The sequence below is a fragment of the Photobacterium sp. 270122K genome (assembly GCF_059941365.1).
Window position 1 is genome coordinate 74,406 of the sequence record NZ_JBPOEN010000005.1, and the last position, 13,112, is coordinate 87,517.

Consider the following 13,112-nt stretch of genomic DNA (forward strand, 5'->3'; position numbering starts at 1 on the left):
AAGAGGGTGTGCGGTTCGGTTTTCCGTATGGAAACCGAACTGCAATATTCGACTCAGATAAAGCAACGCTAGCTGATTGTTCTTAAGAACAACGGCTGTCTGTCATCTACGGCACATGATGTAAAATGTTTTTTTAAAATGTAATCATGATTAGTTACCGTATTTGACTCATAATACAAAAAGTTACACCCGATTTCAGCAAATAAAATCTCAATTACATTGATAACTCTCACTTCAATGTGTTTCGTCAATATTTTATGCGTCAATAAAATCACAAAACGTCAATTTTCTACCGAAATCATAACCAAATTGGTCAAATCCCCCGCCCCAGCAGATTTAGTGCGCCATTTTTAATCAATTTGCGCTATGATGCTCCTTTTACCATGCCTGTCGGCACGATCCACTGGCTAGACCATTAACAATGATCGAATCATGTAGAATAGCTGACAGTTTGATTAATCCACTGACAGTAGTGAAGCATGTTTCTAGAATCTTATTACGCCGAACAGAATGGTGAATTTTCTTTCACACGTGAGCAAGCGAGTCATTTTGCAAAAAAAATCGCTGGCGATTTCAATCCCATTCATGACGAAGACAACAAGCGCTTCTGTGTACCTGGCGATCTGCTCTTCTCTGTTGTTCTCGCAAAAGCAGGGATCAGTGAAAAGATGCGATTTGAATTCGCAGGCATGATCAGTGACAACATGTTACTGAAAGCGGCACACAGCTGTTTCAACGACTTTGCTGTGGTCGACGGCAATGGCAAAGAATACCTGCACGTGACGCGTGAAGGCAGCATTAACACCAATGCCGCCCTGATTGAGCAAGTGACTAAAAGTTACGTACAGTTTTCAGGCATGAATTTCCCGCACATCATGGTGCCGTTGATGCAAGAAAAAGACATCATGATCAACCCAACACGTCCGTTGGTGATCTATGAAAGCATGGAAATTGACTTCACCCGCTTGGATCTTACTGCACCCACGGTAGAACTGACCAAATCAGAGATGGATGTTGACGGTAAACGCGGCAGTGTGACGTTGCATTTCTGCTTTATGGAAGACGGTGAAGTGGTCGGCACGGGCCGTAAACGCATGCTGATGAGTGGCTTGAAGCCCTACTGCCAAGATGACATTGATGATTTGGTTAGCCGTTTTAACCAACGTAAAGTCGACTTCTCGGCAAAGCAAGCGGCGTAACACACCCGCTTACACTGAATACAAAAAAATCCCTGTCTCGCGATAGGGATTTTTTAGGTTCATCGCGGATAAGCGGGAACTCAAAACAAAAACGGTAGTAAGTGATAGAGTTTTATCGCCAAACAAAACCAACACAAACTACCGTTTTCATGCCGAATCATACTTTCCTATCTTCATTCTGGGAAGGCTTTCAGATAGTAAAGTCTCATCAGACTGCATCACTTATTACGCTCACGCTTGAACCTCACTCTATCGCAAAGTGCCCTTGCGGACTTAATGCTCAATCCGTGCATGAGTACCAATGGCGTAACGTGAAGGAAGCAACGCTGCTTGGAACGCCAGTTGAACTCTTTGTTCAAACTCGGCGGATTAAATGCAGTCACTGCGGTATTAGAACGGAGCGATTATCTTGGCTGGAGCCTTATGCTCGTATCACCAATCGCATGCGAAGTTATATCGAACAACTGCTGCCTCTTTTGCCGATCAAGCATATCGCCGAGATGACAGGAGTGCATTGGCACACCATCAAAGAGATAGATAAGCGCCGGCTTCAACAAGTGGTACCTCAAGTTAAATGGGGTGAATTGAGGCAACTCGTCATGGATGAGTTCGCCATTTTTAAGGGGCACCGCTACGCCACTGTCATTGCAGATGCGAAAAGTCATCAGGTTATCTGGATTGGTCTAGGTCGCAGCCGCAAAGATATACGACCATTCTTCGAGTTGTTAGGCGAACATGGCAAGAATATCGAAGCGGTAGCCATGGATATGAATACGGCTTTTGATCTTGAGGTTCAAGCGCATTGCCCAAATGCACGTATTGTTTATGACTTGTTCCACGTTGTAGCAAAGTTCGGTCGAGAAGTGATGGATAGGGTCAGAGTCGACCAAGCCAATAAGCTAAAACATGATAAGAAAGCGAGGCAATGGGTAAAGCGGTCACGCTGGGTATTATTGAAAAATAGAGATAATTTAAATACACAGCAGAACAGCTATCTCAATGAAATATTGGAGATAAATAAGGACTTGATGACGACCTATGTATTGGGCGCACAGTTGAAGGAACTCTGGCGTTGTGAGTCAGAGCATCAGGCAAAGAGCTTATGGAAGGTGTGGTGGGCTCAAGTCAATGAAAGTGGAATTAAACCCCTACAAGAGTTTGCCCGAAAGCTCAGTCCTTACCTTCATGGGATTACCGCTTCAGCACGCTATCCGTTGAACACCTGTACGCTTGAAGGGATCAATAACAAGATAAAATTAATAAAACGGATGGGCTATGGTTACCGAGATACCGATTACTTCTTCTTAAAGATCAAAGCGGCTTTCCCCGGAAAGCCGCGATGAACCATTTTTTATGCGTCGTTTTTATGTCACACAAGGATTAAAAATCGAACTGCACATACACGGTGTTGTAATTACTGCCGCCTTTGATCCGCCCAAACTGAGAGGCACTCTCGAAAATCGCAGAACGGTGATGCAGGCTATACCCCACCCACACATTATTCAGTGACTTTTCGTTGATCAAATCCCCCACATTCACATCCACAGAGATGTCGAGGAAGTTGAGCAACTTACTGGGCTCATACCCTTTTTCATCCATTTCCGTTTGTTCGATATAGGTAATATCGCTGCTATAGGATAACCCTTCAGCGACCCCGACACGCCATGTAAACGGCCAGTTAAGGGTATAATAGGCCTTGATCGCCACCACATACTCTTGCGTGCTGCTTTGCACATCGGAATGCCAATGCCACACCACACCCGGAGTCAGGTAAATATCCAACGGCACTCCAAACAATTCGTCCGTTAACGGATGGCCATAGAAGAAAGACGTCAGCTGATTATTGTACGGATCTTTGACTCGGTTACCGGCAAAGATATCACCGATGTTAGACGGCGTTCCCCAACCATGCGCGAGACGGAAATACGGTTGCGTACTGATTTCCGGTTTTCTTGGCCGACTGCGATCATTAAAGAAGCCAACGCCCAGATAGAGCTCGCCTTGCCAGTCTTCACTGACCATCTGTGCATCTCTGACACTTTGGCCAAAATGCCGCACAAACGCGCCGCCGACTACGTGTAACTGAGACGTGACGTGATAACTGGCTCCCATGCCGGCTTTAATGTCGATTCCTGCATCAATGGGTTCAAGGTTAAGCCCGTAGTAATAGCTGTTATAGCGTTCGCTTTTTACTATGGCACTGACCTCTGGCAGTAAGCGCCAGTTATCAAACATCAAATCCGCGCCGAGCGTAGCCTGTCCACTGAAACGCCCATCGGGGTCATTCAGTACGTCAAACTGCGCGTAATAATCATCCCACGAATATTTGACTTGAAGCCCTAAGTCCGCGGTATCCCCGCCAATTTGGTTTTGAAACGAAGAGGGAATATCAATGAAATGCATCCGCAATAACGCATTTAACTCCCAGTTGTCTTTGCGAAAAAGACACATCCCCCCTTCCGTACCGTTCAAAAAGAAACGGTCACCTCTATAGAACATCATCGGCACAAACGTAGACACGGTGCTGTCTTCCACCACCGATTTTGTCGCATAGGGAATTGTTGCCCCCCGAATGACACCCGCAATGCCCCATAACGCTTCACTGTCTCGCTCTGCACGTAATGTATAAGGCGATACCGCCTGCGTCACCGCGCGCTCGTCAGCGTCTGATGCCCACACAGGGGCATTGACCAACAAGGGGGCACACCCCACAAACCAACCTAGATGCTTAAACAAACCTACTCCCTACGGCTTGGCGACACACTATCAATAAACGTGCGTATCTCTTTATATTTACTGATTATTTTAATCTATTTACAGCCGTATGTACGTTTTACACGCACAAAAAAAGCCCGATAAATATCGGGCTTTTGTAAACAGTTGCGACATTAATGGTGAGAAGCGATTTCTGCTTTCTTCAGATCTTTAACGCTCTTGCTCACTTCGCGACGCTCTTTTGATAGCTCAGCACTGATGATGATGTGATCATCAACACGATCTTCGTAATCGCCTTTCATGTTTTCAACGATTTCAAGAATTTGATCGTGTGTCATGTCTGCCTTGATGTAATCAAGTAGGTTTTCAAGCAATTCAACACGCTTACGGTTATCGCGAATTTTACGATCGTTATCCAGGATCTCGCGCTTTAGCTTGTTCTTACGACGTGTTTGACGAACTAGCTCTAGGATATTATTCATTCTTTTTCCTTTTATGAATCTAAAAAACCTAACTCATCCCGTTATAACAGAAACCTTTGTTGCTACTCAAGTCACATTTTAACCAATCAAAAAAGATCATTCATTACTTTGATGTAGTGCAGAAACCCGCACACTAATCGTGAGCGAAAAAGCAGCGTTATACCTCTCTAGCCTGCCCCTGCGATTTGCTTCGTGATGATGCCATTTATACGCATTCCATGGGATATCAAGGATATAAACAGCGTTCGCTCAATAAACTTTCTGCGCGCTGTGCACCTATCGAACGGTTTGCTGTGAATGCCTCCACATTTTTCTAACAAAAGTATTTGCAAATGGCATCATCCTGCCTAATCTTGTGGAAGACCAATAATGTTTGGCAATACGCAACACTGAGCAAGAATCGCTTCATCTGGCCATACTTTTTGCAAGTTACACTGGAACTAGAGGGATTCAATTGTTACCAATGATGCTGTTAAATAGTATTGGCATATGTACAGATGTAAGTAATTCAGGAGACAACATGTCTAAAGCAACAGGTACCGTTAAGTGGTTTAACGAAGAAAAAGGTTTTGGTTTTATCACACAGGACAACGGCGGTGCTGACGTATTCGTTCATTTCCGTGCTATCACGGGTGACGGCTTCAAAACACTGGCTGAAGGCCAAAAAGTCAGCTACGAAACTGAGCAAGGCCCTAAGGGTCTTCAAGCAGCGAACGTAGAAAAAATCTAAATCCACGCATTTAGGTTGAGCAAAAAGGGCTGCTACAGCCCTTTTTTACTTTCTGCTACTTTCTCGCAATCTCCACCCAGCTCCGACCTCTTTTCCTGCATTTTTCCCACACCGCTAACAATCTGTATATTCACGTATATATCTGTAAATGCCTGCTATCTTGGTCACACTTTGCTAGTTAAACGCTTAAACTCACTAGTATTTACTTGCCTCTGCCCTTTTCGTGTGGCCTAATACTACTCGGCCTGTAATGCAGACCTATTTATGCCACAAATTGAAATAGAAAACTTCGTTCCACCGCTTCAACCAGCGACCGACCTGAAGATCTCAACATTCTTTTGTCCATAAGTAATACATTATGATGGCTTAAGTGCGCTCTCTAAGCGCGAAACAATTTATTTAATTCAGGAGACATAACATGTCTAAAGCAACTGGTATCGTTAAGTGGTTCAACGACGAGAAAGGCTTCGGCTTCATCACTCAAGACAACGGCGGCGCTGACGTATTCGTTCACTTCCGTGCTATCTCTGGTGAAGGTTTCAAATCTCTAGCTGAAGGCCAAAAAGTATCTTTCGACATCGAACAAGGTCAGAAAGGTCCTCAAGCTGCTAACGTTGAGCGCGCTTAATTTTAAGCCCCTTACGTAAAGTTTCCAAAAGAGCGCTCTTGTAGCGCTCTTTTTTATGCCTGCTATTTACCCTCTGCGACCTCTCCTATCCCCGCATCGCCTCATCGTTACACCAGCCACACAGTACAGCACGAAACATTACACACAACGGACTATGTCGCTATCCCTGCTTGTCCTATCATCCCCCCCTGTTTGACCCATAAAAAAGCCGCAAGCGGTGACCACTTACGGCTCTTAACAGCAATCGCGGACAATGCATAGCACTGAACGACGCGCTCAGTACGGGCTAAACAACGCCGTATTCGCGTGCCTCTATCCGCTCTGATGCTTTCTGATAGAACAGATCATAGCGCATATCTTCCCGCTCTTGTTCTGTCGTCAGCTGACGGATCATCTTGTCGCAATGCTCGAGCAGTTTAGCGATATCCTCAATCTTCATCGTGCGCGGCAAGCAGCGCGACATAATCATCACAATTTTCAATGCCACAGCACGCAATGTTGGGCAGCGACGAATGATCAGAATGTAAACATTGAGCATGTCCGGAATATTGTCTTTCTTGCTGTGGATTGTCCGATACATGTTTTCCAGCCACTTCTGCTTGTCGGTATTGACCTGCTGCAAGGCTTTCGCCATCTCGATTTTACTCGACATGATGATCTCGGTTTCATTCGCCACCAGCGACTCATTACACCAACGGATACTTTTTGAGAACTCCGAGTCATAAGACATCACGTTCAGCAACCAACAGAAGTGGTAACGGTCATAGAAATGCTTAAACGGCTTCGTTTTATAAAGCGGGTTTAAGATATCAATGGCTTCAACGAACTTCTTCTCTTCCATCGACAAATGCGCCACCAGCAGATCCAACTGACTGCGGTATTGCTCTTTCTTATCTTCCTCAAACAACGCTTTAAGCATCATCCGCGCTTCGGCTAACAGCTTCTCACGCGCTGCGCCTTCACTGCTGCGCGCCGTGAACAAAACTAAACGCGTCAAGTTAAAACGGGCAAAGATAGAATTACGGTATGTCTCGCGGTTAATCTCCATATACACACGGTAACGCTCTAATGCGCTCGCGTAATCCCCCACTGAGATGCAAAGGTTAGAGATAACCAACTCACGCTCAGAATGCTCCGGCACCAGCTTATTCGCCGCTTTCAGGTGCGCGATTGCCTCAGGAATGTTCTTGTTCATGATGCTCAAATTCGCCGCTTCAACCCGCGCACCAATGTTATTGGGCGAGGTAGCCAGCAGTTCATTAAGCACTTCAGAGGCTTCGACCCGCTTTCCTTCATGCATAAACACGTTCGCCAGGCCAATCTTCGCCCAGTCAACCGGCTTTTCTTCCAGCGTTTGTTCGTACACCGCTTTGGCTTCTTCATACAGCTTTAAACGCCGCAAGAAGGTCCCTTTGAACTTCTGAATCGTGAAATAATACTCAGGGAAAAACGGTGACAATTCATCACACGCTTTCAGGCCATCATGGTACTGCTTGTTCGTTTCCGCCGAATACAACGCCAACAGCGATTTTTTCCGGTGCAACGACAAGGTCAAGCGCTGCTTGAGCTGATTAATGTTGATCGGCTTTAAAATGTATTCATCCGGCATTAGCTCAAGAATCGATCGCACAATGATTGACGAGCTTTCTGCGGTGATCATGACAAACACCGCATCATCATTGATCAGCTTATAATGCTTAAATTCTTCAAAAACCTGTTTACCGTTCAGCCCTCTGCCGAAATTGTAATCACAAATGATAATGTCGTACTTATCACGTGACGCCATAAAGATGCAGGCACGGGCCGTTTTGGTATGAAAAATATTGTGGTCTAAAAAGCCTAGCTTGATCAACATACCGCGTAAACTGGCTAAAACAATCGGTGCATCATCGGCTATCAGCACCTTCAATTCTTTCAGATCCATTTTATTCATGTTCTATCACTCAATCTTATTGAACTTCAGCAGTTCAATGATCGACTTAACACCGCATTTGGTCAGTACGCGGGTTTTATACGTACTGACTGTTTTTTGACTGATATCGAGTTCATTGGCGATCTGTTTGTTAGACAGCCCTTTGATCAGGCAATCCGCCACGAACCGTTCACGTTTCGAGAGTTTTTCTTGCACGGTACTGTCGATGGCGTAACGATTTTCACCGTGCAAAATCGCATTCACAATTTTGCTCGCCGTTTCGTTTAGGGTTTTTTCTTTTACGAGCCAACGGTATTCCGTTAATTGCGCAGAAATAAACTCAGGGCATTGCGCATTATAATCCGCCAGGAAGATGAACTCGCCCTTAAAGCCTAAAGTGCGCGCTTCAAGGCAAAGTGCAACCGTTTCTGCGGACACATCATGCTGGTTGATGATAATGGCGTTAATTAAATGGCCGTTCACTACCTCAATGCTCTTGCGTGTGACCATCTCGCACTTGGCACTGAACACATGGTAATTTTTCAGCAACAGTTTTTTCAGCGCTTTACCGCTGACATTCTGGTTATCCAAGATCAAGCAATGCAAACCATCAAACAGATTGGCGGCTTCCACTTTCTTGTTGGTATTCTTGTAATACAACTCCAGCAGCGCATCAGCCGTCATGGGCGAGCCGGTATAAAAGCCCTGACAAATATCCCCACCATGGTGACGCAGGTATTCCCACGTTTCTTCATCTTCGACGCCTTCCACCACGCAGGTTAAGCCTAGAGAGTTCGCCAAGATCAAACACGAATGCGTGATTTGCTGGTTTTTGTAGTTCGTCGACAATCCGTTGATAAACGATTTATCTATTTTCAGCTCGGTGTATGGCAATTGCGCCAATTGCTCTAACGACGAATAGCCCGTGCCAAAGTCATCAATCGACAGCCCAACACCATTCATACGCAAGCGTGCCAAATTCGCTAACGAGGTAATAGAGCCGTTATACACATCGTGTTCGGTTAACTCTAACGTCAATTTGTGCAATGGAAAATCATACTGCTCACAAATCGCGAAAACATCTTCACAAATTGTTGATTCTAAATTGCTTTTTTCAATATTCACCGACAGTTGCAGTTCTGTATCCATACTGCTTATCGCTGCCACGGCATTTTTCAACACCACATTGAATAAATTCTGGCTGTAACCCAACCGTTCAATCACGTTCAGAAAACGGTGCGGGCCAATCACGCCATGTAACGGATGCTCAAAGCGCACAAGGGCTTCCACCCCGACCATTTCACCGGTTTGAAAGTGGAACTGTGGCTGGTAATGGTTCGTGAATAAACCGTATTCAAACCCCGCCGCCAGCTCGTCTGCCGTCAATTCTTCTTGCTGGCTTTGATCAACACTGTGCTCATCCACCAATGCCAGCTTTTCAAAGACGTTATCAAGATCGTCTTGTTTGTACGGCTTTTTAATCACCTCAACAAATTTGAAGTTAGACAAGCTGCACATGTTATAAATCAGCTGCAAGACCGACTCATCCGCCGCACTCAAAATCACCACGCTCATCGCACAGTTACATTCAGCCAGCTGGGCAAGGAAGGTGACACCGTCCATTTCAGGCATGCGCAAGTCACAGAACACCAAATCGATAGTGTTGTTTTTAATGATGTCGAGCGCTTCAATACCGTTCGTGGCGACAAGAATATCGTCAAAGCCCAAGCGTTTAATCTTTAGCTTCAGGCTCACCATCTGGATGGTATCGTCTTCAATAAGGAGAATTTTCATTATTATTCCGGTTTATTCACTTGCAGCCAGTGCTCTGCTTGCGCGATCACTTTTGACATTTCATTCACTAACTTGTGCTTGTGATGCGCGATCTCAGCGTCATTTTCTGACAGCTCTAACTGACTGGCATACATGCTCAAATCTCTTAATCCCAGTACGCCAGCAGACCCTTTAATACGGTGTGCGATGGCTTTGTATTCATCTTGTGCCTGAGCCAGTTGCGCAATGTCCGCAGACATCGCACTCACAACCACCGTGGCGACCTCTTCACGCTCACTTTCCAGATAATCATCAATCCAACTGGTTTGCGTGATCGGCGAAGGCTCTGTCGCTTGCAAATGCGGTTTGAGCACTTGATACAACGCCATTAAGGTATAGGGCTTAAATATCACCGTATCCATGCCCGCCAATTCCGCTTTGGTGACAGCAATACGCGAATCTTCCGCCGTGCAACCAATCACCACCTTGCCTTTCCAACAGGTGCGCTTCGCATGTTTCGTTAACTCATAGCCATCCATGTTAGGCATGTGGCAATCGGTAATCAGCAACGCGTATTCATCGCCATGCGCTTCCAATTCCTCAAGGGCTTGCTGACCATCGTCCACCAAGGTAGCCGTCACGCCCAACTCCGTAAGCTGACGTTTAATCAATAAACGGTTAATCGGATCATCGTCAGCCACCAGCACATGGCCTGTTAACCGCTGGCTATTGACAGGCGATACTGGCTCTGTGCCATGATCAATCAAACGCAGCACCTGACCGAGTAATAAATCAGGGAAGATATTCGTGCCATACTCATCTTGCGTTAACCAATGATCCGCATCTGACTGTGAGGCCAACTTGACGCCCCAGCGCAGTAACCATCCGGCAATCTGATCATGGTTGGTGTAAAACGTAGTGCCAGCATGATCAGTCACCACCGCTTCTGCTTTAATGGGTAATGAAACACTCACGGTGGTGCCTTTACCCAATTCACTGCTTATCTCAATGCATCCTTTCATTAAGCGAAGTAAGCTCTGCACAATCGACATACCCAGACCGGTCCCGCCGTAGCGGCGGGCAATACTGGCATCTGCCTGCACAAACGGCGAGTAGATACGCGACAGTTGCGCTTCCGTCATCCCGCAACCGGTATCGCTGATCTCGATGGACAAATCCGTTTTCGTCGTCGTGATATTCACGCTAATTTTGCCTTGCTCGGTAAACTTCACCGCATTCGACAACAAATTCATCACCACCTGATTCAAACGCATGGCATCTACTTGCGCATAGATATACGGTGTGGGCGTCCAGTTCACATCAAACGTTAAGGCTTTCACCTCCGTGTTCGCCTCAAAGCTGCGCAGCATCGGCGACAATTCATCAATCAAACTGCAACGGCGTACATCGAGTCGCAACTGATTGGCTTCGATTTTGGAAAAATCGAGGATATTGTTGACGTGATGCTTTAAGCTATCGGCCGAGTTAATCGCATTCTGAAGTAATAATTGGCTATCATCGTTGGTGATTTTCTTCGACAGAATTTCCATCAACCCTAGCATTGCCGCCAACGGGTTACGTAACTCATGGCTCACCACCGCCAAGAACTGATTACGTAAAGCGATAGCTTGTAACGCTTCTCGTTTGGCTTTTTTTACTTTGCGGTAAGACACCACCAGCGGCATCAAAATCAATAAAAACACCAAGAACGTAATACTGCTCATGGTGATGATTTCGTTCTTATCAAAACCGTAGTTCACCGTGATACGGCTGTGCAACGCACGAATGCGATCTAACTCCTCCGGCCCTAATGTGGAAATCACTTTGTTGATCAGATCATGCATGATGACGTTTTCTTCACGCATCACCATGCCGATATCCATCTTCAGGCGAGACTCTTTGCTCGGCTCAATCACTTCATAGTCGGTATCAAAATGCAGCATCAAGGTTTGGTTAACCAAATCTTTGTTTATCAACATATCGGTAATTTGGCCGTGCTTGAGATCCGTCAGTAAGTTATCAAAACGCGTGTACACCTGAATGGAATCAAATCGGCCATCGGTACGCACGAAGTTATAAAAATCCCCCATACGGTCTAAAATACCCAAGCGTTTCTTTTCACTCGTATTCTTCATGCGTAAGTGCAAGAATTCTAACGTCGAGTATTTTTCCGTGATCAAGAAATCTTGCTTACCCACTTCCAACATGTGCTGGTAAGGCAAAATATCCACCTTACCTTCACGCAGCATCTGCATCGGGTCTTGCCCGTACGTCGGCACGTATTCCAATTCCAGAATTGTGCGAGAATCCAAAATATTCATCAGATCGTGCACGTAGCCCTTCAGGGAGCCGTCAACTTCATCGCGATAAGACAGCGGGAACACATCTTCTTCAACCGTATAACGCACCACATTGTCGCCACCTCGCCCGCCCATCACGAAATTGAAATTCGCCTGTTCTGCCAAGGAATAAATATTGTGCGAGTTAATCGGCAGTTTCGTTTCTCCCGCTTTTTCCGCCGCAATCACCTTGTTAAAGATACTCAGTAGCATCGGCTTGTGCTTCGCCACGATGATACGGTAGTCCTGCGCGCCGATATCGCGGTCAAACACCACTTTGCCGGGAGCCGATATATTTTTCCCCAGCGACGACAACAGCGAGGTGTAATTCAAAATGGTGGCATCCGCCAAGTCTTGCTGAATCATCTCTTGCGCGGCTTCAGGGGTATTCACCAACGACAGCGACGAATAGCCGCGGCTGGCAATAGCATCACAATACGATGAGTTTTTTACACAGACCCAACGCAGCGAGTTTCGGGGTTTGTCCACCAGCTGTTTGTCACGCAGCCAAATGATGCGCTGACTTTCATAAATCACATCACTGAGTAGAAATTGTTTTTCACGTAGATCGGTTTTACCGAGTCCGACAATCGCATCAACCTCACCCTCTGCAATGGCACTGTGAAGATCATTCAAGGTGTTATAGAAGGTATAAGTGAACTTAAAACCGAGTTCATTACTGATCCCGACAGCGTAATCGTGATTGATGCCAGAAAATGGCGGCACATCGCCCCCCCAATAGGGCAACCAGGCTTCTTTCAACACACCAAATTTGAACAGGGATTTTTTGTCGAGATATGCTTGTTCGTCCTCAGTCAGGTAATCCGCTGAATATGCAGGAAAAGCAACAAGGAGAAACAGAAAAGAGAGTACGCGTTTCAATATAATATAGACCGTGACATTGATCGCAAAACAAGGTCGTAGTGTAAAGCTAATACTCTAAAATTCCAAGAGAATGCACACATTTGCACCCTAAAAGTAAGCATTTAAAATCAGTCACTTACGGCAAGTGTAGGAATAATCTTACAGCATCTCCATTCTACGCACTACATCCAATTGCTTGTGTACCCATTTGCATGTGAGATTGATCATGGATTATCTACGGTTTCTCCCTTTTATGACGCTTATAGCACGTACTTCCCCCTATTCAATTGTCGTGAATAATTGGTCATTTTATTGCACTGTAAGGTGAATGTTTCAGCGAAAAATCGCCTAGTTTTGGATGGAAAAATTCGCCAGGTGTTACAGTGTCACTTGGCAATGAACGTATTTGCCAAACACCATAACGCCAATTAATTTGTCAACGCATCTCTGTCGTTGCCTCAATCACTTAC

The 13,112-nt window shown here is 45.6% G+C and carries 9 protein-coding genes; 4 read left to right on the top strand and 5 right to left on the bottom strand.

What is annotated here, in order from left to right; genetic code table 11:
* The first annotated feature begins 479 nt into the window (after window positions 1-479).
* Entirely contained in the window at window positions 480-1,199 is a 720-nt protein-coding gene (locus ACSF8W_RS10860; RefSeq protein ID WP_500847359.1) for a DUF3581 domain-containing protein, read from the top strand.
* A 149-nt stretch (window positions 1,200-1,348) separates the two neighbouring features.
* Window positions 1,349-2,542 (top strand): ISL3 family transposase, encoded by a 1,194-nt coding sequence (locus tag ACSF8W_RS10865; RefSeq protein ID WP_500847551.1) that lies wholly within the window; start codon window positions 1,349-1,351, stop codon window positions 2,540-2,542.
* A 37-nt stretch (window positions 2,543-2,579) separates the two neighbouring features.
* Here ACSF8W_RS10865 and ACSF8W_RS10870 read toward each other — a convergent pair whose 3' ends face one another.
* The gene (locus ACSF8W_RS10870) at window positions 2,580-3,935 is read right to left on the bottom strand and encodes a MipA/OmpV family protein (RefSeq protein WP_500847360.1); all 1,356 of its coding nucleotides are present in this window, start codon (window positions 3,933-3,935) and stop codon (window positions 2,580-2,582) included.
* Window positions 3,936-4,087: 152 nt separating this feature from the next.
* Window positions 4,088-4,396 (bottom strand): DUF496 family protein, encoded by a 309-nt coding sequence (locus ACSF8W_RS10875; RefSeq protein ID WP_428477513.1) that lies wholly within the window; start codon window positions 4,394-4,396, stop codon window positions 4,088-4,090.
* 520 nt (window positions 4,397-4,916) lie between these two features.
* On the opposite strand from ACSF8W_RS10875, the gene cspE (ACSF8W_RS10880) reads away from it, so the two are divergent.
* Window positions 4,917-5,126, top strand: coding sequence for a transcription antiterminator/RNA stability regulator CspE (gene cspE, locus ACSF8W_RS10880; protein WP_047874816.1), 210 nt, complete (start codon window positions 4,917-4,919; stop codon window positions 5,124-5,126).
* A 418-nt stretch (window positions 5,127-5,544) separates the two neighbouring features.
* A complete protein-coding gene (gene cspE, locus ACSF8W_RS10885) occupies window positions 5,545-5,754 on the top strand; it encodes a transcription antiterminator/RNA stability regulator CspE (protein ID WP_428477514.1) in 210 nt (69 codons plus the stop codon).
* A 286-nt stretch (window positions 5,755-6,040) separates the two neighbouring features.
* Here the strand turns inward: cspE (ACSF8W_RS10885) and ACSF8W_RS10890 are convergent, their stop codons facing one another.
* The 3 genes from ACSF8W_RS10890 to ACSF8W_RS10900 are packed head-to-tail and all read right to left on the bottom strand — an operon-like array spanning window position 6,041 to window position 12,660.
* A complete protein-coding gene (locus ACSF8W_RS10890; protein ID WP_500847361.1) occupies window positions 6,041-7,687 on the bottom strand; it encodes a tetratricopeptide repeat protein in 1,647 nt (548 codons plus the stop codon).
* Window positions 7,688-7,693: 6 nt separating this feature from the next.
* The gene (locus tag ACSF8W_RS10895) at window positions 7,694-9,460 is read right to left on the bottom strand and encodes an EAL domain-containing protein (RefSeq protein ID WP_500847362.1); all 1,767 of its coding nucleotides are present in this window, start codon (window positions 9,458-9,460) and stop codon (window positions 7,694-7,696) included.
* A 2-nt stretch (window positions 9,461-9,462) separates the two neighbouring features.
* Window positions 9,463-12,660: an ATP-binding protein gene (locus tag ACSF8W_RS10900; protein WP_500847363.1), complete on the bottom strand. Its 3,198-nt coding sequence runs from the start codon at window positions 12,658-12,660 to the stop codon at window positions 9,463-9,465.
* Window positions 12,661-13,112: the final 452 nt, after the last annotated feature.